We start from the raw sequence: 24,417 nt of genomic DNA on the forward strand, positions 1-24,417 counted from the left end.
GATCTGTGCGCAAATCTTAAGCCGGACAGCGCGATTTCTAGATCTCCTTACCCCGAGACGTCAATAGGCTGAGCGTTGGATCAGACCGTCATGACTCGGATATATGACAATCAATGCAGGAGGAACCATGAAGTTCGACGACACGCACGACGAGACGTACCGCGAGGGCATCGAGATGCGCAAGGCGGTGCTCGGGGCGGAGCATGTGCAACGCTCCCTCGACAACGTCACCGAGTTCTCGCGGCCCATACAGGAATTGGTCACCGAGTACTGCTGGGGTGCGGTGTGGACGCGTCCAGGGCTCGATCGCAAGACCCGGAGCCTGCTGAACCTCGCCATGCTCACAACACTGAATCGCGGGCATGAGTTGGCAGTTCACGTTCGCGGCGCTGTCACCAATGGCTGCACCGAGGAAGAGATCCAGGAAGTGCTGATCCAGACCGCGATCTACGCCGGAGTGCCCGCGGCATTGGAGTCGTTCCGGATCGCAGAGGCAACCCTGTCGGAGATCCGCGTCAACGCCTGACGACTCGGGCAAGAGAGCACCTGACGAGTCGTCCGACCCCGGACGCTACCGTGCCGACACGGATACCGCGTCCGGGGTACGTCGCGTAGTGGTGCGTGCGCGGAATGCCGCGGGCGTCTCGCCGGTGGTGCTCTTGAAGACCTGACCGAAGTGCGATGCACCGGAAAAGCCCCAATGCGCCGCGATGGTGGCTAGCGGCACGTCCACCTTCATCGGGTCGGCGAGCTCTTCGCATGCGCGCGCTACCCGGCGCTCCCGGATCCGCGCCGCGGCGCTCTGTCCGCTGAGTCGGAAGATGTTGTGCACGTGTCGAACTGAGAGATGATGAGCGGCCGCGAGCTTGTTGACGTCAAGTCCGGGATCCGGCAGGCGCTCCTCGATGTGACGATACATCTCCCGCAGCAGGACGACGTGCGGGTCGGATTCCGACCAGGTCCCGTCGCAGTCGTCGAGGATCACCGCCAGTCCGAGTTGTGCGGCGCTTCGCATGACCCGGTAACGCTGGTGGCCGTCGAACATCTCATAACCTGCAACGATGGTGTTCAACAGATGGGTGAGCGCGTCGGTGAGTGACCCCTGACCCGCACCGATCGTCGTGAGACCGAACTCTGCGAGGGGTATCTCGACCTCACTCCACGGAATCGACAAGTCGATGCAGTGGTTGTCGGGCGACGCCGCCGTCGTGGCCGTCCGGCCGGTGAGCACTCCCGTGTCACCGGGCCGCAGCGTCGTTTCGGTGGTTCCGGAACCAACTCTGCTGTGCCCGGCGAGCTGGACTCGCACCACCGTCGACGATGAGTCCGAGAACGCGGGGAAGCTCTGTCCGGCAGAGCCTTCGGAGAGTATCTCGGTGACCCGGACGTTGGTTGCCGGAGCTGTGAGCCGGCGCGTCGCGGGTGCTCGGCTCGGACTAGGGTCCGACAGGCGGGCGCCAGTGCGTCCACCCGACAGTGGTGTGCGCTTTTGGCCCATGCCTGCGCATCGATCAGCCTCTACATTCATCTGTGAACCGCGCAACACAGGACCTCCGGTGTGACTCATGACTCGTCATGATTGTATGACAATCGTACAACACGGCCGGGAGTGGTGCGGTCGAGCGGCGATCGTCCGAATGCGATCGAGACGTCTGAAAGGAATCGGTAGCGATGCACAACTTTCCACGGCCGACGCAGGAGCGGCTCTACGCCCAACGGTCACCGGTCGACGAGACCTGCCCGGAATGCGGCAGTTCAACGGCGGTCGCCGAGTACCGGGTGCTCGGCGAGGGTGGCTGGTGGGACGTCACCAAGTGCCAGGACTGTCTGTACACGGTGACCAAGAGCAGGACGCCGCGGCTGGGTTCGTTCACACCTGTCGTACCCGCCAGGACAGCCACTGGCGTCGGGCAGCGGGGGGAGTGAGCGCGATGTTCGGAGTTGATGTCGGCGGCACCTTCACCGATGTCGTCGCGGTGCGCGACGGCAAGATCTCGGTGACCAAGGTGCCCAGTAGTCGTTCCAATCCCCCTGCGCCGGTTGTCGAAGGTGCCAAGAGACTCGGCGTGGCCGGTAGCACCGTCTTCAACCACGCCAGCACCATGGGTCTCAACGCGGTCATCGAGCGACGACTGCCCAAGATCGCATACCTGACCACAGACGGTTTCCGAGACGTCCTCGACCGAGGAAACGTGCACCGCCCGCTCGACGCGCAGACCGATCCCGCATGGCGTCGGTCGTTCGGCGATGCCAACCGGCCGTTGGTGCCGAGATACCTGCGGCGCGGCGTCGTCGAGCGTGTCACCGCCGACGGAAACGTCCTCATCGAACTCGATGAGGACAGCGCGCGGCATCAGCTCGAGGTGCTCGGCAAGTGCGGCGTCGAAGGCATCGCCATCTGCACCATCAACAGCTACGTCAACCCGGCGCACGAGATCCGGCTCAGGGAGCTCGTGCACGAGGTTCTCGGTGGCGACATGGTGGTGTCCATCTCCTCCGAGACATCGCCCTTGGCAAAGGAATACACACGCGCGTCGACCACGGTCATCGATGTCTTCATGAAGCTGATCTTCACCGACTACTCGGCCCACATCGATCGCGAGCTACGGGAACTCGGTTTCGACGGCGAGTTGAACTTCGCCGACTGTGCCGCAACACTTCTGCCCTGGCAGGAGGCGCTCAATCGCCCGTTCCGCATCCTGTTCGCCGGGCCGGCGGCAGGCACCATCTCCAGTGTGCGACTCGGCGCCGCCATCGGAGAGAACAACCTCCTCTGCGCCGATGTCGGCGGGACATAGACGGACGTGTCGTTGATCGTCGACGGAAAGCCGTTCATCGAGAACACCTTCGAGCTCGAGCACGATCTCGTGATCAATGCGCTCTCGACCGAGGTCTACAGCGTCGGCGCAGGCGGCGGCAGTCTGGTCGGGATCGCGCCGTCGGGCGGCATCCAGGTCGGTCCGGGGTCGGCAGGTGCGGAGCCAGGACCGGCCTGCTATGGACGCGGGGGCACCCAGCCTGCGGTGACCGACGCCTGTCTGCTGATGGGAATCCTCGACGGCGAGGCGTTCGCCGCGGGTGAGATGTTCCTCGACAAGGAGGCTTCGCGCGCAGCGTTCGAAGCACTCGACACTCCCATCGAGTTCTCCGAACGAGTCGCCTCGGCGTACTGGCTGGCGGTGTCGAACATCGCCGAAGAGGTTCTCAACGTTGCCGTCCGGCACGGCGTCGACATCCGTGACTTCGCGCTCATGTCCTACGGAGCCGCTGGACCGATGCTCCTGCCGGCGGTGCTGGACCTGCTGCCACTGAAGAACGCAATCATTCCGCCGTACCCGGGACTCTTCTCCGCGCTCGGACTGCTCTCGACGGATCAGGTCTTCTACGAATCACGTAGCGCATACATGGTGTTGAGTCCGGACAACGCCGACCAGGTCGCCGAGGTCTTCGACGAGATGGAGCGCACCCTGCGTGAACGCGTGGGCGCCGCGGGCGCAGACCTCAGGGTCAGGCGCAGTTTCGACGGACGCCTCCTCGGTCAGAGTTGGGAGACCCCCTTCATCGAGATCACCGGTGACACGATCACGCAGGACACGGTGGGCGACATGATCGCGGCATTCCACCGTGCCTACGAGGATCGCAACGGGCATCGCTTCGAGCAGATCCCGGTGGAAGGGGTCACCTATCGGGTCGAGTTGATCGTCCCCTCGGAAAAGGTGGAGTACATCCCCGCCGAGAACCGGGCACCATTCACCGCGTCGCCCGACAGATTGATCACCCTGGAATACCTCACCGATACTCCGGTCACGGCCGGCGAGTACCAGCGGGCGGAGCTCGCCGTGGGTGCGACCGTCGAGGGGCCCGCGGTGATTCGCGAAGACCTGTCCACCACCATCGTCCTGCCCGAGCAGACGGCCCTTGTCGGGCGGTGCGGCGAGCTCATCATCGAAAGGAAGACGAAATGACACTCGTCGAACAGACTGCCCCCGTGGAGTCGTCGCAGATCCGTGATCTCGACGCCGAGATGTTCACTCACCTCTACGGGTGCGATCGATACACCGCCACCGTTCTGAGCAACCGTTTCGACTACCTCGTCGAACACATGAGTGCTCGCCTGCTGACCGGTGCATTCTCGCCGGTGCTCCGCGACTTCTACGACCTCGCGTGCACCATCAGCGGACCCACCGACCTCGATTATCTTGTGCCTGCGGCAAGTAACGGCATCGTGCTGATGGCGGGCACCGCACTGGACGGGGTCGCCAACACGGTCGAGGAGTTCGGCCCGGAGAACCTCGCCGAAGGCGACGTGCTCATCTCCAACGACCCTTACCGCACGGGCAACCACAACAACGACCTGACGTTCATCCGGCCGGTCTTCGTCGACGGCAGGATCATCGGCTTCGTCAATCTCAATGCGCACCAACTGGATATGGGTGGTGTGGTGCCGGGCGGCTTCAGTGCAACGAAACGAAACGTCTACGAGAACGGGCTGGTGATCTCGCCACGCCTCTTGGTGCACAAGGGCGAGAAGGTCCCCGAGACCTGGAATCTGATCTTCGACAACGTCCGCATGGCCGACATCCTCTACCCGGACATGCTGACGATCTGCTCCAGCCTCGAACTCGGCGAACAACTGTTGCTCGAGTCGGTCGAGCGATACGGACTGGCGGCGGTGCACGGCACCATGCGCTACGTCTGCGACCTCGGTGCCGAATCCATGGCAACCGCGTTGTCGGTGCTTGCCGATGGCGACTGGACGGGATGCGAGCAGATCGACTGCGACGGGGTCGACGACACCGCTGATAGCTCATGCACTGGCTGTCGGCATCACCGAACTGGTTGGCGCCGTATGGGCCTACCTCTCCACCACACTGCAGCGCCGAGACCCACTGTGTTCCGTCCCGCAGTTCACCGAACGCGGTATTGCGTTCTTGTACCGCAGCGATGTCAGGGAGTGTCCGGCGTCGAGCTTCCACACCGTATCCCGGAGCACCGCGGCGCCTCCGCGGAAATGACCGGGCCCAGCGGAATCGATCTTCATCTCATGTCGCAGAACAACGGCAGGGGCGTTCTTCTCGATCGCCTCGATGGGAGGTGCGACGCCATTGGCTGGTTCCGCGCCGCTACGGTGGCTTCGAGATGGGTCTCGACGACTTCATGCGCCTCGGCATCGAGATCTCGCGTGCCGACCCTGGGGTGGGGTGGAGCTTCATCCTCGGCGCGGGTCACGCCTACCACGTGGCATGCTTCTTCGGCGAGCAGGCGCAGGAGGAACTGTTCGCGGGAACGTTCATCGCTCCCGGTCGAACGGTGCCGTCGGGCAAGGCCGTCAAGGTATCGGGCGGCTATCGACTCAGCGGACGTTGGGACTACTGCTCCGGTTCCGCGTGGAGCACTCATGCGATGGTGCTTGCACGGACAGAGGGCGCTGACGGCGAAGCAGGTGAGCAACGGATCTTCATCATCCCCCGGTCCTCCTACACCATCCTCGACGACTGGGGCGGCGACCAGACCATCGGCATGCGTGCCTCGAGTTCGAATTCGATTACCGCCGAGGATGTTCTGGTTCCCGATCACCTCAGTGTCGTCTACGATTTCCGCGACCACGTGCTCGGCACCGATGGCACACCCGGGTATCGGCTGCACAAGAATCCGATGTATCTCGGTCGTACGCTCACCTACTTCAACGCAGAACTGGTGGCGACGCAGGTCGGCGCGGCATGGGCGGCGATCGACCAGTTCGAGGAATTGATGGAGGCGCGCCCGGCCAGCTTCCCGCCGCGAACCCCGCGCATCCAAACCCCTGAGTACCACCGGTGGTTCGGAAGTTTGCTGGCACAGATCGATTCGGCGGAGAACCTACTGATCTCCGCGGTGCGGCAGCACGAGGCCCTCGGTCAGAAATGGGTGGATACGGGCGAGGAGTTCACGCCGGAGCAGGATGCACGCCTGCGCGGAATCGTGCAGACCGCGGCCCGGATCGCCAACGATGCCGTGGATCTCGCGTTTTCCACTGCGGGGAGCACGTCGGCCAAGAAGGGCTCGTCGATGGAGAAGTACTACCGTGACGTCGCGATGTACAAGACGCACATCGCCGCACAGTGGGACGTGACATTCAATTCGCTGTCGCACTTCCACTTCGGAGAACCGCTGGTCTTCTGACGAGCTAGACCGCGAGTCGCCGCAGGCTTCGCACCGCGTTGTCTGCGGCGGCTCGCAGGTGGTCGTCGTAGAGCTCTTCAGCGCGGTCGGCGTCGCCGTCTCGTGCTGCGTCGACAACACCGCGGAGTTTGTCGATCGAGATCGAATGGTCGGCTGGCATGCCCTGAGCTCGCAGCACGCGCAGTCGGCTCTGCAGATTCCCGACCAGGGATTCGAGAACCGGGCTGCGCGCGCCAGCCACGATCACGGCGTGATAGTCGTCCACGGCGTCGAGAATGCGTAGTGGCTCGCCGGATTCCGTCGCTTCGGCGAACGCCTCCGCGGCCGCAGCCAGTGCGATGATCTGCGACTTTGCCGCACGCTCGACGAACCGTCGGACCAGGAGTCCCTCGAGACGACGACGCGCCTCGTACAGCTCCTGTGCTTCCTCCACCGACGGGGAACTGACGATGGCGCCCTTCTGCGGCACGACGGTGATCAGCCCCTCGGAGGTCAACTCGCGCAGCGCCTCACGCACCGTCGTACGGGAGACGCCCAGTTGTTCGATGAGTTCTCGTTCGATCAGACGTTGCCCGGGAGCGAGCGTGAAGTCGAGTATGGCCGCGCGCAGCGCGTCGATGACCTGTTCGCGTAGCGGAGCAGCCACCCGGCCAACGGGTCCGGGCGTCCAACTGTCGGCAAGCGCCCTGCTCGGCGACACTTCTCTACTCGCAGCCACTCGCTCTCCCTACCCGCTTCACCCACCTGTACGACAAGTCTACGAAACCGCAGTGGGTACTGACCGCCTCTACTTCCGTGCAGCTTCTCGGCAACGCTGATTGTCATATCGTCCGATACCCGAGGAAAGGTTCCGAATGCGTGCACATGCAGCAGTGATGGTCGCAGAGGATGCGCCGCTGGAGTACATGGAAATCGACTTCCGGTCACCGGCGGAGACCGACGTAGTCGTGCGTGTCGAAGCGACACCGTTCTGCGTCACCGACTGGCTCGGCGTGCACGGATCGCTGGGCATCGCCGCTCGCGGAATCCTGCCGACGGTCCTCGGTCACGCTGCGGTGGGTGAGGTGATCGAGGTGGGCGCCGACGTCACCAGGGTCCGCGCCGGTGATCGTGTGCTCGTTCCCGCCACGCCCGAATGCGGTCGCTGTCGGTGGTGTGCGCGCGGCCGAATGGACCAGTGCGTCGAGCTGTTCGCGCCACCGGCGGTGATCGGCTCGACGACCGACGGTGTATCCGTCACCGCATACGGCAACGTCGGCAGTTACGCGGACGTGGTCGTCGTGCGTGAGATCGGGGTGTTCGCGGTGCGCAGCGGTCTCCCGGCCGAATGGCTCTCGATGATCGGCTGCGGGATCTGTTCCGGCGTCGGAGCGGTGCTCAACGTGGCGCAGGTGCGCCCCGGCAGTTCAGTGGCGATCATCGGCTGTGGCCAGGTGGGACTGTGGATGGTGCAGGGTGCGCGTCTGGCCGGGGCAGACCGCATCATCGCAGCCGATCCGGATGAGTCGCGTCGTAGTAGCGCACTCCAACTGGGCGCGACGGACGTCATCGACTCCGGCGCGGTCGACGTCGTCGGGTGCATCAAGGATCTGACCGCGGGCATCGGAGTCGACTACGGCTTCGACGCCGGCGGGACCTCCGGCGCTGTCGTCGACGCATTCAGGGCGACGTCCCTGGCGGGAGTGGTCGTGCTCACCTCGCTCGAAAGCACTTCCGCGACAGTGACCCTCCCGCTGTTCGACCTCGCGCTGCGTGGTCGGGACGTGCGCAGCGCGCAGTCGGGACGCACCTCGTTCACCCGCGACATCCCGTTGTACACGCGATGGCTGGAGACCGGACAACTCGATGCGGCCGCGATGCTGGGTAGTCGTTATCGGCTCGGTGACGTGAACGGGGCGCTCGATGCCGCTGGGCGGCGCACGGAGTTGACGCCCATGATCGTGAACTGACCTCTGCGGTCGCGGCATCCTGCTTCACGTTATCGACACGGATGTGCACATTTCTCCGATGTGTGTGACGTGCAACACGCCATACCGTGAAAGCAATCCACAAGACATCTGGGAAATCGAACACGTAAGGGTCTCGGTTTCCGAGCACGGAGGAGCAGCGATGACAACCACGAATCCCATTGGCGCCGAAGCGGCACCCCGGGTCGACGCCGACAGCTACCGGGCCATCTTCCGCGACCACCCCGCGGGGGTCGCGGTCATCACCGCAGACGCAGGGAACGGGCCCGCGGGACTGACCGCGACCTCGGTGTCATCGGTGTCCGCCACACCGCCCATGATCGTCTTCTCCCTGTCGAACGCCTCGTCCGCTGCGCCGACGATCGCCGCAGCGGAGACCGTCGTGGTGCACATGATGACGGCCGACCAGATGCACCATGCACTCACCTTCGCCACGAGTGGAATCGACCGGTTCGCCGACCGCTCCACCTGGACGCGACTGCCCGGCGGAGAACCGCTGCTGCAACCGGCCGCACGATGGATGCGCGGCAAGGTCATCGATCGCGTCATCGCGGGGACCGCGACGGTCCTGACCGTCGAAGTACTCGAGACCCACATCGACAATGATGCCGATCCGTCCGTGCCGCTCGTCTACCACGACCGCACGTGGCACACGCTCGGCGAGCATTCGCGCGTGAACTGATCAACCACACGGGTGCCAGAAGGAGACGACCATGACCACTTTCACCTGCAACGACGGCTTCGTCGAGCACTACGACGCCACCAAGCTCCGGAAGTCCTTCGTACGTTCCACGTCGTGCATCAACCGCATTCACCACGCACGCGAAGAGCTGCTGTCGGGCAAGCCGGTACTGCTCGTCGACGACGACGGTGACGAGGCCGCGGGCCACCTGGTGATCTGCGCCGAGCAGGCGCGAGTCGGTGCGGTGTCGTTCCTGGTGCGTCATAGTTCCGGATACCTCTGCGTGGCAATGGAATCCGAACGCTGTCGCACGCTCGGGCTCCCACCGGCGTGGGAGTCGGACGCACCGGATCGCAGTCGATTCGACTATCGGATAGCAGTGGATGCTGCGACCGGCATCGGCACCGGGATCTCGGCGACCGATCGTGCTCGGACGGCGCACGTACTCGCCGATGAGGCGACAGTTCCAGGGGATCTGACACGTCCGGGTCACGTCATTCCCGTTGCCGCAGCGCCGACAGGCGTGCTCACCGCGGATGCGTCAGTGCCCGAGTTCGTTGTCGAACTCGTGCGCGCCACCGGCAAGAATCCGGTGGCGATGTACGGCGCGATGGTCGGTGAGGGCATCACCTCGCTGCCGAGCAGACGCGAACTGTTGGACTTCGCCGCAGATCACTCGTTGGTTGTGCTGACGCACAACGACATTCGCATGGCGGTGGCTCATCGGGACGGGCGATCACCGGAGGCCGCGGTTCTCGTCGAGGCAAACGACACCGTCAGCATTTATCAGCTCGACTGTGTTGGTCTCCCGACGCCGTGCCACGTTGTCGCGCCTGCGCGATTGCGCCGGGACTCGGAAGTCGTCGTGGAGGTCCGCCAGGTAGAGGGCGTCGCAGGGCTGCTCTCCGGCCTATCGACGGCTTTCGCAACCGCGTCGTCGACCGATACGGTGACCGTGTACGTGCCGTCGACGTCGCGACTGACGCAGATCGTCGCGCCGACTCTCGTGACGCGGGCACTGGACGCAGTGGGATGCACGGCAAGAGCGTGTCGCGACGACGTGTTGTCCCGCCGGGCTCACCTGCCGGGCCGAGAACGGGTCGCCGCGACCAACTGAGCGCAATCCCTGCATACGAGTCAGCCGATCACAGTTAGGGTTTCATGGAATTCACACATACGACGCTCGGCCAACGGGTGCGTTTCGGAACGGGGCACGCCGCCGAGCATCTGCGATCGGAACTCTCCGAGCAGGGAATCTCGCGGCCGATGGTGATCGTGTCCGACCGCGACCGTCCACTGGCGGACGCGGGAACCGCCGACACGAAGCCCTCGGTGTGGTGGAGCGACATCGCCCAGCATGTTCCGGTGCAACTCGTGGAGCGGGCCACCACTGCTGCGCGGGACAGTGGCGCGGATGGAGTGGTCTGTATCGGTGGCGGATCGATCACGGGACTGGCCAAAGCTGTTGCGCTGCACACCGGGCTGGCCATCATCTCGGTGCCCACCACGTACGCGGGGTCGGAAGCCACCAACGTGTGGGGGATGACCGAGAACGGCGTGAAGACGACCGGCGTCGACGACCGTGTGCTCCCCGCAGCAGTGATCTACGACGCGGAACTCGTACGTGGGCTGCCGACCGAACTCGCCATGGCATCCGGACTCAACGCCTTGGCACATTGCGTGGATTCGCTGTGGGCGCCCCGAGCGGATCCCATCAACCGGGCCCTGTCGCTCGAGGCTGCGGGCGCGCTCTCATCGGCGCTGCGCGGGATCGCGGTGGACAGCGGCGACACGGAAAGTCTCGAGAAGGCGTTGTACGGTTCCTATCTCGCAGGGGTCGCGTTCGCGAGTGCCGGTTCAGGACTGCACCACAAGATCTGCCATGTACTCGGTGGCGCCTTCGATCTCCCGCACGCGCAGACGCACGCGGTGGTTCTCCCGCACGTTCTGGCGTTCAACGCGCCGGCGGTGCCCGATCTCGCGGCACGCCTCGCGGTAGCGCTGGGCGCCACGGCAGCCGGGCAGGGTGAGGTGACGGCGGTCGCGGCACTGAATGAACTCTATTCGGCCGTCGACGCTCCGAATCGTCTGTCGGATATCGGCTTTCCCGACGATGGTGCTGAGCTGGTGGTCGATCGCATCCTCGAGGTGGTCCCGCCGTCGAACCCGACGCCGGTGACCCGGAGCGCACTGCTGTCGCTGCTCGCTGCCGCTCGGGTCGGAGCGCCCGCCATCCTTGACGACGCAGGATCTCGTGTCGAGGGCGATGCGCGATGAAGGCGGCCGTTCTGCAGACCCTGGCCTCCCCCTTCGTCGTGGAGGACCTCGACTACCTGCCCCCCGAACCTGACCGGGTGTTGGTGCGCACCCACGCCACCCCTTTCTGTTCGACCGATTGCACCAACTGGGCGGGCAAGTTCGGCAAGGTGCCGCCGGTGATTCTCGGACACGCATCCATCGGAGAAGTGGTTGAGGTGGGTCGCGACGTCCGACATGTATCCGTGGGACAGCGGGTTGTCGTGCCGGGCACACCGGAATGCGGGCGTTGCTACTACTGCTCGATCGGACGCCCCGATCAGTGTTCAGAGCTGTTCGACCGTTCCGATGGCTATCCGGTCGTCGCGATATCCGGTGCGGGGCAGAAGGTCCGGGCATCGGGAAACGTCGGCGGGTACGCCGAGCTGATGAGTGTGTCCGCCAACCAGGTATTCGCCGTCGAGTCAGATCTCGGGTCCGACGTGCTCTCCCTGATGGGCTGCGGGATCATGACCGGTGTGGGCTCGGTGGTCAATGTCGCGCGCGTTGAGCCCGGCGAGAGCGTCGCGGTCATCGGCTGCGGTCATCTGGGACTGTGGGTCGTGCAGGCGGCGAGACTCGCTGGGGCTGCGCAGATCTTCGCGATCGACCCTGTTGCCGAACGCACGGCGATGGCATTGAAGCTGGGAGCCACACATGCGATCGATCCGGCCACGGAGGACGCGATCGAACTGGTGCGTGATGCCACCGACGGCAGGGGAAGTGACCACGCCATCGAGGCTGCGGGACCCGCGGGCTCGCAAGAACTCGCGGTGGCCGTGACCAGGAGGGCGGGCACCGTGGTACTCAACGGGGTCAAACAGCTCGGGACGACGGTGACCTACCCCCAGGTGTCGATCGCTGTGCAGGGGCGCGCGATCCTCTCCTCGCAGAACGGCAATGTGCGCATGCGCCGCGACCTCGCTCGCTATGTGTCCCTGCTGGAGGGAGGTCTCCTCGATCCGGAGCCCATCATCACCTCGCGGTATCGGCTCGACGGCATCAACGACGCCTTGCGGGCATCGGCCGAGCTGCGAGACCTCAGTGGCCTGATCGTCTTCGACCACTGAGTCCCGCGAGGGTCGGCGAGATCCTCGCCTTCGTTGTTACGTTCATCAACTACGGGCACCCATCCGCCCACGGTCGTCCTACCCCTTTGGTGATACGGAGATGTCACTGACTGCGGTTACCTAGCTCACACTCTTGCTGATTCCATTGCTGCACAGGGAAATCAGCCAAGAGAACGAGTTCGAAGGAGACAGTGGTGGGTTACTTCAAGGATGCCGACGAGTTGGATCACTACATCGGTGGCGTGTTCCGCGATGCGGGGGAGCATCCCGAGTCGGGTCCCAAGCTCAAAGCAGCCAACATCGTGATGCGGGTGCTCTACAACGATCCCGACTGTGAGGTCACCATCGCGTTCCGCGATGACTATCAGGTGGTTTCCGGTCCGTCCGACCTGAAGCCCGACATCACGCTGCTGATGCGCGGCGACACCGCAGACCAGTTCTGGCGCGGCGAGTACAACCTCGCGGTCGGACTCGCGAAGGGGCAGGTCAAGGCCAAGGGGCCGGTCAACAAGATCCTCAAGCTTGTGCCGCTGACCAAGCCGCTCTTCCCGATGTACCGCGAGAAGGTCGCTGCGAAAGACGCCGAGGTGAAGGCATGAGCACCATGAAGGCCGCGGTGCTGCGCGCTCCTCATGTGCTCGAGGTCGCCGACGTCCCGATCCCTTCGATCGCCGAGCCGACCGATCTGTTGCTGAAGGTCGAGAAGACGGCCATCTGTGGTACCGACCTACACCCGTACGAGGGCAGGCTCGAACTCGAATCCGACATCATCCTCGGGCACGAGTTCCTGGGCACCGTCGTCGAGGTCGGGAGCGCTGTCACACAGTTCTCGCCGGGGGACCGGGCGGTGTCGTCGTGCGTGGTCAGCTGTGGTGCCTGCTACCAGTGTCGGCGCCATCAGCCGGGTAATTGCGCAGGCAGCCGCATCTTCGGCCTGGGGCTGGCCCTCGGCGACCTCGACGGTGGACAAGCCGAGTACGTCGTCGTGCCGTCTGCGGACATCACGGCCCGCGCGATCCCGGAGGGCGACGGCATCGACGACGACGACATCCTGTTCGCCGGCGACATCATGACGACAGGTCACGAGGCTGTCGCGCGGGCCATGCGGCCGGGCGACATCGTGGCCATCGTCGGGGCGGGCCCGGTCGGGCTCTGCGCCGCGATGTCGGCGGTTGCGCTGGGAGCCAGCAAGGTCATCGTCGTCGACAAGGTCGCCGCGCGCCTGACCGAGGCGGAGAAGTTCGGGGCGATCGGGGTGAACTCCAGCGAGACCGACGGCACCGACGCGGTGCTCGATCTCTCCGACTGGCGCGGTGCCGATGTCGTCGTCGACGCCGTCGGACATCCGTCTGCTCTGTTGGCCGCGATCCCACTGCTTCGAGCGGGAGGCACCCTGTCGATCCCCGGTGTGTACACCGAGGACACCATCGACGGATTCCCGTTCTCCGAGCTCTATCTCAAAGGCATCAAGGTGGAGATGGGCGTCAGTCACATCACCGAGTACATGGACGAGGTCATCGGTTTGATGACTGCGGGAAAACTGCACCCGAGCGCCATGATCTCCCATCGGATGGGACTGTCCGAAGCTGCAGATGCATACAAGCTCTTCGAGGCCAGAGAGGCCATGAAGATCCTTCTCGATCCGGCCAGGTGACACCATGACAAGTATTGACGTACAACACTATTCGATGCTCATCGGTGGTGAACGAGTCGACACCGACGACACCATGACGATCATCAATCCCGCCGACGAGTCGGTCGTCGCGACGGTCGCCAAGGGGACGGCCACCCACATCGATGCCGCGGTGGCCGCGGCGAAGAGCACGTTCGAGTCCGGTGCGTGGTCGGGAAAGACCCCGCAGGAGCGTGCGCAGATCATGCGCGCCATCGCTGCCGCGGCCAACGATCAGGTCGAGGAGTTGGTGGAACTCGAGATGTCCGCGAACGGCGCAACCGTCCGCCAGGCCACCGGGTTCCACGTCGGGTATGCATTGGCACATTTCAACTTCTTCGCCGACCTCGCCGACACCTATCAGTTCGTGCGCCCCGCTCCCGTGGTGAGCTTTCCTGCGCTCGCGCAGAGTGTGGTTCACCGTGAACCGTTGGGTGTCGTCGGTGCGATCGCGCCGTGGAACTTCCCCCTTCTGCTGACCCTGTGGAAGGTCGGACCGGCGTTGGCCGCAGGCAATTCCGTGGTGGTCAAGCCCGACGAGCACACGCCTTTGTCGATGTTGAAGTTCGCTGAGATCGCAGAGGCCAATGGTCTTCCGAGGGGTGTTCTCAACGTGGTTCCCGGAGACGGTCGAGACGCAGGCGCGCGCCTGGCAAGTCATCCCGACGTCGCCAAGATCGCTTTCACCGGATCCACCCAGATCGGTCGCGAGATCATGAAACTGGCGTCCGGAACGGTCAAGGAGGTCACGCTCGAACTGGGCGGCAAGGGCCCATCGATCGTTCTCGATGACGCAGACCTCGACATGGCGGTCGACGGTGTCCTCTACGGGTGCTTCACCTACTCGGGACAGATCTGCGAGTCGGGCACCAGGGCGATCGTGCCGCGAGAACTGCACGACGAGTTCGTGTCTCGTCTCATCGAGCGGGCCAAGACCATCGTCGTCGGCGCTCCCGACGACTGGGACACCGACATGGGTCCGGTCATCAACGCCAAGCAGCAGGCCCGCATCCTGTCCTATATCGACGGGGCGAAGGCCGAAGGCGCAACCGTTGCCCTGGGCGGCGGCAAGCCTGACGGAATCGATCGTGGCTTCTACGTCGAGCCGACCATTCTCGCCAACGTCGACAACTCGATGACCGTTGCGCGTGAAGAGATCTTCGGGCCGGTGCTGTCGGTGATCGCCTACGACACGGAGGACGAAGCCGTGGCCATCGCCAACGACAGCGAGTACGGCCTGGCGGCCAGCGTGTGGACCCGGGACAACGCCCGGGGACTCGCGGTCGCAGATGCTGTGCAATGCGGCAGCGTGTGGATCAACGACGCCCACCAGATCAATGCGCAGGTGCCATTCGGCGGTTACAAGCAGAGCGGTATCGGTCGTGAACTAGGGCCCGATGCGCTCGACGAGTACACGCAGGCCAAGGCGGTCCACCTCGACCTATCCGGTGGACGAGACGCAAAACCATACGACATTCTGCTCAGCCACGCAGACGACTGAACGTCGTCTTTGTGACGACTAACTACCTGAAAGATAGCGCATGTCAACAACTTTCGATGATCGAGAACTGAGTTTCGACGACGACGACGGCGATCTGGTCCCGTCGAACGACGTGGCGGCCACGCGTGAGTTCCACCCGCTCAACGTGTCGTCGGATGCGTTCTGGGATCAAGACGCCCCAGAGCGTGAGAAGACCTACAGGGTGCTGCGCGAGACCGCGCCGGTTACCTGGCAGGAGCCGATTCAGAGTGCGGTGGTGCCCGATCCCGACGATCCGGGCTTCTGGGCAGTGGTCAGACACGAACACATCGCCGAGGTGAGTAATCGTAACGATGTCTTCGTCTCGGGCTACGGCGTGATGTTCGACTTGCTGCCGTCGATGTTGCTCGAGATGGCCATGTCGTTTCTCGCCATGGACAACCCGCAGCACGACAAGATCCGCAAGCTGGTCAGTGCGGCCTTCACCCCCAAGCAGATCAAGAAGATCGAATCCGATATCGCCGACCGTGCACGTCGAATCGTCGCGGCGGCTGCCGACAAGGACGAGATCGATTTCGTCGCCGACATCGCCCGCCACCTGCCGATCGAGATGTACGGCGACATGTTCGGCATACCCGCCGACAAGGTGCACGGTGTCGCCCACGCCGCCGACGACATCACCGCATGGGCCGACCCCGACCTGCTCGCGGGCCGAGACCCGATCGACGTGCAGAGCGAGGCCGGTCTGTTCATCCACGATCTCGCAGAAGAACTGATCGCCGAACGAAGAGAGAACCCGACCAACGACCTCCTGACCAATCTGGTGCAGGCGGAGGTCGACGGCGAGAGCCTCACCGACTTCGAGATCGGCGCCGTCATGACGTTGTTCTCGGTGGCAGCGACCGATACGACGAGGCACACCACGAGTTTTGCGGTGAAAGCGCTGACGGACTTCCCCGAGCAGCGTGCCTGGCTGTGGGAGGACTTCGAGGGGCGAATCAACACCGCGATCGAGGAGTTCCTGCGCTGGGGCTCGGTGGTGCTGACCTTCCGTCGGACCTGCGTCGCCGAGTACGAACTCGGCGGACAGACGATCCTGCCGGGCGACAAGGTCGTGATGATGTACGGCTCGGGCAACTGGGACACCGACGTGTTCGAGAACCCGGACACCTTCGACCTCAGCCGGAGTCCCAACCCGCATGTCACGTTCGGCGGTGGCGGTGTCCACTACTGCGTCGGCAACCAGTTGGCGAAGTCGATGATGCGATCGCTGTTCCGCGAACTCCATCGGCAAATGCCGGATTTCGTTGCAGGAGAGCCGAAACTTATGCGCACCAACTTCATGCGCGGAGTGCTCAGCATGCCGTTCTATCCACACGGGAGGAAGTGATGACGATGACCGCAACCTGTCGTATCAAGGTCGACATGGGGAAGTGCTCCGGGTTGGGGCTGTGCGAGGCGGAAGCGCCCGACCACTTCGAGATCGGCGACGACGGTCAACTCACCGTGTTGTCGTTCGACGTCTCCGAACGTGATAGGGCCGACGTCGAGCAGGCCGTACGTGCGTGTCCGACACAGGCCATCAGCATCGAGGAATGAGCACCGAGGAATGAGAACCGAGGACTGAGAACGTTGAGCACCGACCACCTGGTGGTGGTAGGAGCAGGACTCGCAGGCATTCGGGCCTGCGAGTCTGCTCGTCGGGAGGGGTTCACCGGCGCCCTGACGCTGGTGGGTTCCGAGACGCATCTGCCCTACGACCGCCCACCACTGTCCAAAGAACTACTTCTCGCCGACGACGAGCCGGCTTTGCCCACACTGCGAGACGAGTCATTCCTGCGCAGCGAGTTGGACGTGGACGTCCGAAACAATTCGGCAGCAATCGGATTGAATACCAGGGCCAAAACGCTTCACACCGTCACGGGTGATATCGACTACGACGCGATGGTGATCGCAGTCGGCGCGCACGCCCGCACGCTTCCGGGTGTCGAGGGCATTCAGGGCGTGCATACGATACGCACCTTCGCCGACGCGCAGTCGATCTGGCGGGCACTCCGGGCTCGGGCACGCGTCGTAGTTGTCGGCGCAGGCTTCATCGGCGCCGAAGTCGCCTCGGCTGCACGAAAGCTGGGTTTGCCGGTGACCGTCGTCGAAGCCGCGCCTGCTCCGCTGACCCGCTCGCTTGGTGTCGACGGCGGCACGCTGTGTGCAGATCTGCACGCCCGCAACGGAACCGAGCTCATACTCGGTGTCGGGGTGAGTGGGCTGCGGACGTCGGGCGGGGATGCTCCGGCAGTCACCGGCGTTGAGTTGGCCGATGGGCGGGTGCTCGACGCAGATCTCGTCATCGTCGGAGTCGGAGCGGCTCCGTCGACGCAGTGGCTTGCGGATACCGACATCGCTCTCAATGGGGTTGACGGAGGCATCGAGTGTTCGGAGACTCTTGCTGTGCTCGACACCGGGCGCCAACCGATCCCTGGGCTGTGGGCGGCGGGCGACGTAGCGCATTGGCCCAACGCTCTCTTCGATCGGCGAATGCGTCTGGAGCACTGGACGAGTGCTGCCGAACAGGGGGCGTGTGCCGCACGAAACGCAATCGGTACGGAGGCCGGTGTGTACGAGACGGTGCCGTACTTCTGGTCGGACTGGTATGGCACTCGGTTGCAGTTCGTCGGTGTTCCCGACACGGACGAGATTCTCGTGCAGGCTCGCACGGACAAGTCGGGCGGCACGGTGGTTCTCTACCGCGGAGGTGACACTGTGGCAGGGGTTCTCACGATCGGTAGGCCCGATCTGATCATGAAGTACCGGAGGTTGGTTGCCAAGAGGGCGCCCTGGACGGACGGGGTGGCCTTTGGTGCCGACCTCTGTCGGGTCTGACCGAGGGCGTGGATCAGTCGTGACCCTGCTCGTTGAACCACATCGATGTGGCTTCGGATCTGTTGCCGGCCCGAAGTTTTCGCAACACATGCTTGACGTGTTGCTTGACCGTTCCCTCGGAGATCACGAGCTCATGTGCGATGGCGGCGTTCGTACGACCCTGTGCCATGAGCGCGAGGACCTCGGACTCCCGCGCTGTGAGACCGGCTTCGGCCACTCGCGCCGATGGGCCGCGGTTGGTAGCCGTTCGCGGGGCCGCGGTCGGCATCCCGTTGATCTCTGCCGGGGGGTCGGACCGTCGGACACTGAGGGTGTGTGCCCCGGCGGCAGTCGAGTCGACGGAGTCGACGAGGCCGCTCAACCCTTTTCGCAAGGCGCCGAGTTCCTCGCTCATCCGAGCGCGACTGAGTGCGAGGCGAAGGCTTTGGGCGAACCCGATGAGGAGTTGACACTCCTCGTCGTCGACGTCGGTGCTGTGCCGGTACTTGTCGGCATGGAGCAGACCCACGACCCGTCCGTCCGAGACGACGGGTGCGGCGACATACGACCGCGATCCCGACACGTCGGCGATCGGACGGTTCACGCGTGTATCGGACTGGACATCGGTGACGAGAAGTCCCTCGCGGCGTCGAACGATCTCCGTCTCGAGGATCTGCGGTCCGAGGATCTGCGGGTTCTCCTGCCCGGCTCGGTTGATTTCCGAGGCCCACTCCGGGTCGTCGGCGACGTAGACGCACTCGGATATCCACAGTCGCTCGTCGATGCGCGAAATGATCGCTCGGTCGAATCCGAGTTCGCAGATGAGCTGCGGCGCGAGCGTGACGAGTTCACCGGTGACGCACGGTGCGGCCTCGAGTCGGGACACGACGTCGGCGAGTCGTGCCTCGACACCGGACCTGGCGTCGAGGCGGTCGGACAGCAGTTGGTCGATGCGCTGCAGCCGAGTGAGGGAGGCGGCGACGGTCGGACTCAGCTCGCCCAGTTCGACGGCCAAGGTGTCGGCGAGGTCTTTCCATGCGCGATCGAGAAGGCTTCGAACAGGAACAAGGGCTGTGTCGTCAGCGTCCGCGTGCTCTCTGAGCGTGTCGATCACCGTGCGTGAATCGACCACAGGGCCGGTGTCAGAGGAGGTGGACGCCTTCGCTCGGACAATGTGGTGCACCCGCCAATACTAACCATATGTGCCATGAGTCACATAAACGGACTATAAGGAGATGAATTCATGTATCCGGCAATCCATGCCGCGCTGCATCCGGATAAGCCTGCAGTGATCGTTGCGGGAACCGATTCGGCGCTATCGTACGCAGAACTCGAGCAACGGTCGACACAGCTGGCGAATGCCTTCCGGGATGCAGGTCTGCGCGACGGTGACGTCGTCGCACTCTTGAGCACGAACGCGGCCGAGGTGTTCGTCGTGTACTGGGCCTGCCTGCGCTCCGGTCTCTACCTCACCCCCGTCAACACACACTTGTCGGCCCAGGAGGTCGCCTACATCGTGGACGACTGCGGTGCGCGTGCACTGGTGGTGTCCGCGGACTTGGCGGGGTCTGCGATGAGTGCGCGTGAGTCGAGTCCCGCGCTGCAGATCGCTCTGGCCTATTCGGGCTCGGTGCCCGGTTTCGACGACTACGAAGAGTTTCTCTCCTCGGGATCGGCGGAGCCGCCCGAGCATCAGCGACGCGGCAACGACATGCTCTACAGTTCGGGCACAACAGGCAGGCCCAAAGGTGTGAAGCCTCCACTTCCCGACCGTCAGGTGGGCGATCCGGGCGACCCCTACGTGATGGTGTTCGGCGGAACCTACAAGATGGATGCCGACACCGTCTACTTCTCCCCGGCGCCCCTCTATCACGCCGCACCGCTTCGGTTCGGGATGATCACCCAGAGCCTCGGCGGCACGGTCATCACGACCGAGAAGTTCGACGCCGAGGAGTGCCTGAAGATCATCGATCGATACCGGGTGACCCATTCGCAGTGGGTGCCCACCCACTTCGTTCGCATGCTGCGACTTCCCGAGCAGGTCCGCAACACCTATGAGGTCGGTACGCAGAAGTTCGTCGTGCACGCTGCTGCGCCGTGTCCACCAGAGGTCAAACAACAGATGATGGACTGGTTCGGTCCGATCCTGCACGAGTACTACTCGTCGACAGAAGCCAACGGCATCACGATGGTCGATCCCGACGAGTGGTCGGCCAAACCGGGGACGGTTGGCACAGCGAAACTCGGCACGATCCATATCTGTGACGACGACGGTGTCGAACTCGGTGTGGGAGAGTCGGGGACGGTCTATTTCGAGCGGGATGTGTTGCCGTTCAGCTATCACAACGATCCGGACAAAACGGCTTCGGCGCAACATCCGCAACATCCGACATGGACGACGACCGGAGACATCGGGTATGTCGATGCCGATGGATATCTGTTCCTCAACGATCGCAAGGCGTTCACGATCATCTCCGGCGGTGTCAACATCTATCCGCAGGAGATCGAGAACTGCCTCGCACTGCACCCCGACGTCGACGACGTCGCGGTGATCGGAGTGCCAGACGCCGAGTTCGGTGAGCGGGTTCTCGCTGCGGTCACACCTGCGCCGGGGGTCACCGGTAACGACGAGGTCGCCGACCGTCTGCGTGACTTCGTGCGTGAGCGGCTTGCCGGCTACAAGGTGCCGCGCGAGATCCGATTCGTGACCGACCTTCCGCGCACGCCGACGGGAAAGCTGGTGAAGGGGCCATTGCGCCAGAAGTTCACCGACGATCGTGCTGGGGTGTGAGATGACCGGCGAAACGTTGACCGATATCGCATCCGTGCGTGATCTCACCGGATACACGATGCTGATCTCGGGAGGTAGTAGGGGGATCGGCTTGGCTGTCGCCAGGCGGTTCGCGGCGTCCGGTGGCAATGTCGTCATGCTTGCGAAGACCGATCAGCCGCACCCGACGCTGCCGGGCACCATCCACACCGCTGTTGCCGAAATCGAAGACCAGGGTGGAAAGGCCATCGGAGTCGTCGGCGACGTCCGCAACGATGCCGACATCGCCGAAGCCGTCGAGAAGGCGGTGGCGGCATTCGGCGGGATCGATGTCGTCGTCAACAACGCCAGTGTGCTGAATACCTCAGGCACGCTGGATCTTCCGATGAAGCGGTTCGATCTCATGATGGGCGTCAATGTGCGCGGTACCTTTGCGCTCACGCAGGCTGCTCTCCCCGAACTGCTCAAGCGCGGTGGTCACGTCGTCACACTGGCGCCGCCGCTGAACCTGAGCAGACGCTGGCTGGGCGAACACCCGGGATACATGCTGGCCAAGTACGGAATGTCTTTGGCGGCGATGGGAATTGCCGCGGAGTTCGCCGACCGGAAGATCTCGAGCAACTGTGTCTGGCCGGAGAGTCTCATAGCGACGTCCGCGGTGCGGAATCTCTACGGAGGCGACGAGGCGCTCGCGCGCGCCCGCGACCCGCAGATCATGGCCGACGCCGTGCTCGCGCTCGTTTCTCATGAGCCGGGTGAGATCACCGGCCAGACGTTCCTCGACGTCGAGGTCCTCGAGCAACACGGCATTCGGGATCTCTCCGGCTACGGCGCATCGGACGGTATCGGCTTCGACATCTTCGTCGACCCCGACCATGCCGACCCCGCTCATCCAGACCATGCCGACTCGGGAACGCGGGTATCCGCATGACGACAACACAGGAGGACGTGAAGATGACTTCGTCGCTCGAAGATCTGCCACGCGTGGCAGATCGCTTGTCCGACGACTTGCTGCTCCCACCAGAAACCGTGAAGGTCCGCGCCCGGGCGCGGGAGTTCGCCACGTCAATCTTGGCGCCGCGCGCGGCGGAGCTCAACAGCGCGGAGGAATCGCGAGCGGCGTTCCCGCGTGACATCGTCGACGCGATCGCTGCGGCGGGTCTGTATGCGGTGCCTTTCGCAGAGGACGTCGGGGGTGCGGGGCTCGAGTTCCCCATGCTCGCTGCCGCAACGGTTCTCGAAGAACTCGGGTACTACAGCGCGGGCATCGCCTCCGCACTCTATGACGGCCAGGCGTTGCTGGTCGGTCACACTCTCGACGCGGCTCCCGCAGCTATTCGTTCCGAATTCCTTCCGCGCCTCATCCGAGGGGAGATCGTCGGTTCGTTCGCAACGAGCGAGCCCGATGCGAGTACCGACCTGTCAGCCGAACACATGCGAACGACGGCCCGACGCGTCGACGGCGGGTTCCGGCTCTCCGGGCGTAAACGCTGGATCACCAATTCCTGTGCGGCCGATATCACGACGGTTCTGTGCGTGGCCGAAGGGCAACAGGCGATGGTGCTCGTCGACATGTCTGCGCAAGGCATCACGGTTCTCGAGCCCGACAAGAAGATGGGCAACAGACTTAAACTCACCTCTGACATCGTCTTCGACGACGTGTTCGTGCCGGAGGAGCATGTGATCGCGCAGCCGGGTCGTGGGTTGGCCGCGGCGTTGGGCAGCCTTGCACTTGGACGCATCGGTATCGGTGCGGTCGGAGTCGGTATGGCGCAGAGTGCATTCGACCACGCCGCACGGCACCTGCGTCGTCGAGAAGCCTTTGGGCACAAGTTGGGCGAGTTCCAGCACTGGCAGTTCCGTACCGCAGAACATGCCATCGGGATCGAATCTGCTCGCTCGCTCTATCAGAAGGCCGCGCGCAAGTTCGATACGACTGGCCGGGCCGAACCGGAGGCCGCGATGGCGAAGGTTGCCGGAAGCAGGATAGGTGTGGACGTGGCGCGAGACGCGATTCAGGTGCACGGCGGGTACGGATTCGTCCGTGAGCTCACCGCGGACGGCGTCGTCAATCACCTGGAGGCGATCTGGCGCGACGCGAAGATCGGCGAGATCTACGAGGGCGCCAACGAGGTGCAACTGTGGTCCATCGCCCGCGTGGCATTGGGACGTGACATCACCGCGTGAGGCTCGAACACGCGAGTTTCGGAGGGGTACCACGCTGACGGCACCGTGACGTTGCGCCGCCACCCCGACACGGGGTGTGCGGCTCAACGGATCTCCCTCAACGTCAACTGATCTTTCCTCGGTGTCTCGGTGCAGGTGAAGGACTGTTTTCGGAGGTCGTCGGGCTACCCGGTGTTCGACGTGGCGGGTTTGGATACGTAGACTCCGCGAGTGCATGGGCCGCGGTGTGGTTTCGTGCCCACCCGCCGTCTGCAGGCCGGTACGAGTTCCCTGCGGCCCCGCTGCGCCAGCACTCGACCATGGCGAAATGCAGATTGAGGGAAGGATCAGCGTTGATCACAGAAACTCGAACGGCCAGCCGCCCCGTGGACGTGTACCGAACACGGCTCGCGGATCACGGAGAGATCGAACCCCGCCCACATCCCGTCGTGTGGGCACAGGACCAGCAGGGGCCGCTGTCGACCGCGGAGATCGATGGCTACCGCGACCGGGGATACCACACAGCCGAAAAGGTATTGTCCGACAACGATATCGACACATGCCTGACCGAGGTCGCCTCGATCACGGACAGGTTGGGAGACGACGAGCGCGTGATCCGCGAATCGTCGAACGGTGATGTGCGATCACTCTTCGCGGTGCACCATCTCAGCGACGCGATCGCGGAGATCTGTGAGCGCACCGAGATCGCAGGCGTCGCACGGCAGATACTCGGAGACGACGTCTACATCCACCAGAGCCGGATCAACCTGAAGCCGGGGTTCGCTGGTGGTCCGTTCTACTGGCACTCCGATTTCGAGACGTGGCACGCCGAGGACGGCATGCCGACGCCCCGTGCGCTCAGTGTCTCGCTCGCGCTCACGCCCAACCTTCTGACCAACGGGGCCCTGATGATCATTCCGGGGTCGCACAAGCAGTTCGTCGGATGTGTTGGACGGACCCCCGACGACTACCACAACCAGTCGTTGGTCTCCTATCGTCCGCCGTTCGGGACTCCCGAGGAATCCGACGTGACAACGCTCGCAGACGAACACGGCATCGACATGATCACCGGGCCTGCGGGGTCGGCGCTCTACTTCGACTCGAACTGCATGCACGCGTCGTCGGGCAACATCACGCCGTACCCGCGTAGCAATCTCTTCGTCGTGTTCAACGCGAAATCGAATGCGCTGCAAGAACCTTTTGCCGCCGATGCGCCCCGACCGGACTACCTCGCACACCGGTAGCCGCAACGAGAACACAACAGCGAGAATACGAACGCGCAGGTGGGGGACGA

At 64.0% G+C, this 24,417-nt stretch carries 22 protein-coding genes and 2 pseudogenes; 20 read left to right on the forward strand and 4 right to left on the reverse strand.

The window, feature by feature from the left end:
* The first annotated feature begins 127 nt into the window (after nt 1–127).
* Nucleotides 128–526, forward strand: coding sequence for a carboxymuconolactone decarboxylase family protein (locus GOACH_RS00145; RefSeq protein ID WP_005168834.1), 399 nt, complete (start codon nt 128–130; stop codon nt 524–526).
* A gap of 45 nt (nt 527–571) precedes the next feature.
* On the opposite strand, the gene GOACH_RS00150 is transcribed toward GOACH_RS00145, so the two are convergent.
* Nucleotides 572–1,309 carry a helix-turn-helix transcriptional regulator gene (locus GOACH_RS00150; RefSeq protein WP_245551741.1) on the reverse strand — a complete coding sequence of 246 codons (738 nt, stop codon included), beginning with the start codon at nt 1,307–1,309 and terminating at the stop codon, nt 572–574.
* Nucleotides 1,310–1,671: 362 nt separating this feature from the next.
* Between GOACH_RS00150 and GOACH_RS00155 the strand changes: the two genes are divergently transcribed.
* The 3 genes and pseudogenes from GOACH_RS00155 to GOACH_RS23220 all read left to right on the forward strand — a co-directional run.
* Nucleotides 1,672–1,926, forward strand: a complete 255-nt coding sequence (locus GOACH_RS00155) for a hypothetical protein (protein ID WP_005168839.1) — start codon at nt 1,672–1,674, stop codon at nt 1,924–1,926.
* A gap of 5 nt (nt 1,927–1,931) precedes the next feature.
* Nucleotides 1,932–3,965: pseudogene (locus GOACH_RS00160) on the forward strand (hydantoinase/oxoprolinase family protein).
* Nucleotides 3,966–4,024: 59 nt separating this feature from the next.
* Nucleotides 4,025–4,774, forward strand: a pseudogene (locus GOACH_RS23220) (hydantoinase B/oxoprolinase family protein); the annotation flags it as partial.
* Between the two features lie 81 nt (nt 4,775–4,855).
* Here the strand turns inward: GOACH_RS23220 and GOACH_RS23225 are convergent.
* Entirely contained in the window at nt 4,856–5,089 is a 234-nt protein-coding gene (locus GOACH_RS23225; protein WP_157227434.1) for a hydantoinase B/oxoprolinase family protein, read from the reverse strand.
* 50 nt (nt 5,090–5,139) lie between these two features.
* Here GOACH_RS23225 and GOACH_RS00165 point away from each other — a divergent pair, with 50 nt between their 5' ends.
* Nucleotides 5,140–6,162 (forward strand): acyl-CoA dehydrogenase family protein, encoded by a 1,023-nt coding sequence (locus tag GOACH_RS00165; protein WP_005168848.1) that lies wholly within the window; start codon nt 5,140–5,142, stop codon nt 6,160–6,162.
* Between the two features lie 4 nt (nt 6,163–6,166).
* Here GOACH_RS00165 and GOACH_RS00170 read toward each other — a convergent pair whose 3' ends face one another.
* On the reverse strand, nt 6,167–6,880 hold the full coding sequence (locus GOACH_RS00170) for a GntR family transcriptional regulator (protein WP_040517277.1): 714 nt from the start codon (nt 6,878–6,880) through the stop codon (nt 6,167–6,169).
* A 136-nt stretch (nt 6,881–7,016) separates the two neighbouring features.
* Here GOACH_RS00170 and GOACH_RS00175 point away from each other — a divergent pair, with 136 nt between their 5' ends.
* The 11 genes from GOACH_RS00175 (at nt 7,017) to GOACH_RS00225 (ending at nt 18,208) form a co-directional block, all read left to right on the forward strand.
* Nucleotides 7,017–8,111: a zinc-binding dehydrogenase gene (locus GOACH_RS00175; protein WP_040517279.1), complete on the forward strand. Its 1,095-nt coding sequence runs from the start codon at nt 7,017–7,019 to the stop codon at nt 8,109–8,111.
* A 160-nt stretch (nt 8,112–8,271) separates the two neighbouring features.
* The gene (locus GOACH_RS00180; RefSeq protein WP_005168856.1) at nt 8,272–8,811 is read left to right on the forward strand and encodes a flavin reductase family protein; all 540 of its coding nucleotides are present in this window, start codon (nt 8,272–8,274) and stop codon (nt 8,809–8,811) included.
* 31 nt (nt 8,812–8,842) lie between these two features.
* Nucleotides 8,843–9,928, forward strand: a complete 1,086-nt coding sequence (locus GOACH_RS00185) for a 3,4-dihydroxy-2-butanone-4-phosphate synthase (RefSeq protein ID WP_005168859.1) — start codon at nt 8,843–8,845, stop codon at nt 9,926–9,928.
* A 44-nt stretch (nt 9,929–9,972) separates the two neighbouring features.
* Nucleotides 9,973–11,088, forward strand: coding sequence for a maleylacetate reductase (locus GOACH_RS00190; RefSeq protein ID WP_005168862.1), 1,116 nt, complete (start codon nt 9,973–9,975; stop codon nt 11,086–11,088).
* Nucleotides 11,085–12,176 (forward strand): alcohol dehydrogenase catalytic domain-containing protein, encoded by a 1,092-nt coding sequence (locus GOACH_RS00195; RefSeq protein ID WP_005168865.1) that lies wholly within the window; start codon nt 11,085–11,087, stop codon nt 12,174–12,176. The genes GOACH_RS00190 and GOACH_RS00195 overlap by 4 nt, the downstream gene beginning before the upstream one ends.
* Before the next feature lie 194 nt (nt 12,177–12,370).
* A complete protein-coding gene (locus GOACH_RS00200; RefSeq protein ID WP_039994131.1) occupies nt 12,371–12,775 on the forward strand; it encodes an SCP2 sterol-binding domain-containing protein in 405 nt (134 codons plus the stop codon).
* Nucleotides 12,772–13,830, forward strand: coding sequence for an alcohol dehydrogenase catalytic domain-containing protein (locus tag GOACH_RS00205; RefSeq protein ID WP_005168870.1), 1,059 nt, complete (start codon nt 12,772–12,774; stop codon nt 13,828–13,830). Before GOACH_RS00200 ends, GOACH_RS00205 begins: the two co-directional genes overlap by 4 nt.
* Nucleotides 13,831–13,834: 4 nt before the next feature.
* The gene (locus GOACH_RS00210) at nt 13,835–15,349 is read left to right on the forward strand and encodes an aldehyde dehydrogenase family protein (RefSeq protein ID WP_005168872.1); all 1,515 of its coding nucleotides are present in this window, start codon (nt 13,835–13,837) and stop codon (nt 15,347–15,349) included.
* Between the two features lie 40 nt (nt 15,350–15,389).
* Nucleotides 15,390–16,718, forward strand: coding sequence for a cytochrome P450 (locus tag GOACH_RS00215; RefSeq protein WP_005168874.1), 1,329 nt, complete (start codon nt 15,390–15,392; stop codon nt 16,716–16,718).
* Entirely contained in the window at nt 16,718–16,927 is a 210-nt protein-coding gene (locus tag GOACH_RS00220) for a ferredoxin (RefSeq protein WP_005168875.1), read from the forward strand. Before GOACH_RS00215 ends, GOACH_RS00220 begins: the two co-directional genes overlap by 1 nt.
* Before the next feature lie 33 nt (nt 16,928–16,960).
* Entirely contained in the window at nt 16,961–18,208 is a 1,248-nt protein-coding gene (locus GOACH_RS00225; protein ID WP_005168877.1) for an NAD(P)/FAD-dependent oxidoreductase, read from the forward strand.
* 13 nt (nt 18,209–18,221) lie between these two features.
* Here the strand turns inward: GOACH_RS00225 and GOACH_RS00230 are convergent, their stop codons facing one another.
* On the reverse strand, nt 18,222–19,370 hold the full coding sequence (locus GOACH_RS00230; protein ID WP_005168880.1) for a LuxR C-terminal-related transcriptional regulator: 1,149 nt from the start codon (nt 19,368–19,370) through the stop codon (nt 18,222–18,224).
* A gap of 60 nt (nt 19,371–19,430) precedes the next feature.
* Between GOACH_RS00230 and GOACH_RS00235 the strand changes: the two genes are divergently transcribed.
* The 4 genes from GOACH_RS00235 (at nt 19,431) to thpD (ending at nt 24,367) form a co-directional block, all read left to right on the forward strand.
* Entirely contained in the window at nt 19,431–20,978 is a 1,548-nt protein-coding gene (locus GOACH_RS00235; protein ID WP_005168881.1) for an acyl-CoA synthetase, read from the forward strand.
* Nucleotide 20,979: 1 nt separating this feature from the next.
* A complete protein-coding gene (locus GOACH_RS00240) occupies nt 20,980–21,888 on the forward strand; it encodes an SDR family oxidoreductase (protein WP_085950565.1) in 909 nt (302 codons plus the stop codon).
* 23 nt (nt 21,889–21,911) lie between these two features.
* Nucleotides 21,912–23,144: an acyl-CoA dehydrogenase family protein gene (locus tag GOACH_RS00245; protein ID WP_005168885.1), complete on the forward strand. Its 1,233-nt coding sequence runs from the start codon at nt 21,912–21,914 to the stop codon at nt 23,142–23,144.
* Nucleotides 23,145–23,476: 332 nt separating this feature from the next.
* Nucleotides 23,477–24,367, forward strand: coding sequence for an ectoine hydroxylase (gene thpD / locus GOACH_RS00250; protein WP_373279064.1), 891 nt, complete (start codon nt 23,477–23,479; stop codon nt 24,365–24,367).
* Nucleotides 24,368–24,417 lie beyond the last annotated feature (50 nt).

The sequence above is a fragment of the Gordonia aichiensis NBRC 108223 genome, from assembly GCF_000332975.1.
In the GTDB taxonomy this organism is placed as follows: domain Bacteria; phylum Actinomycetota; class Actinomycetes; order Mycobacteriales; family Mycobacteriaceae; genus Gordonia; species Gordonia aichiensis.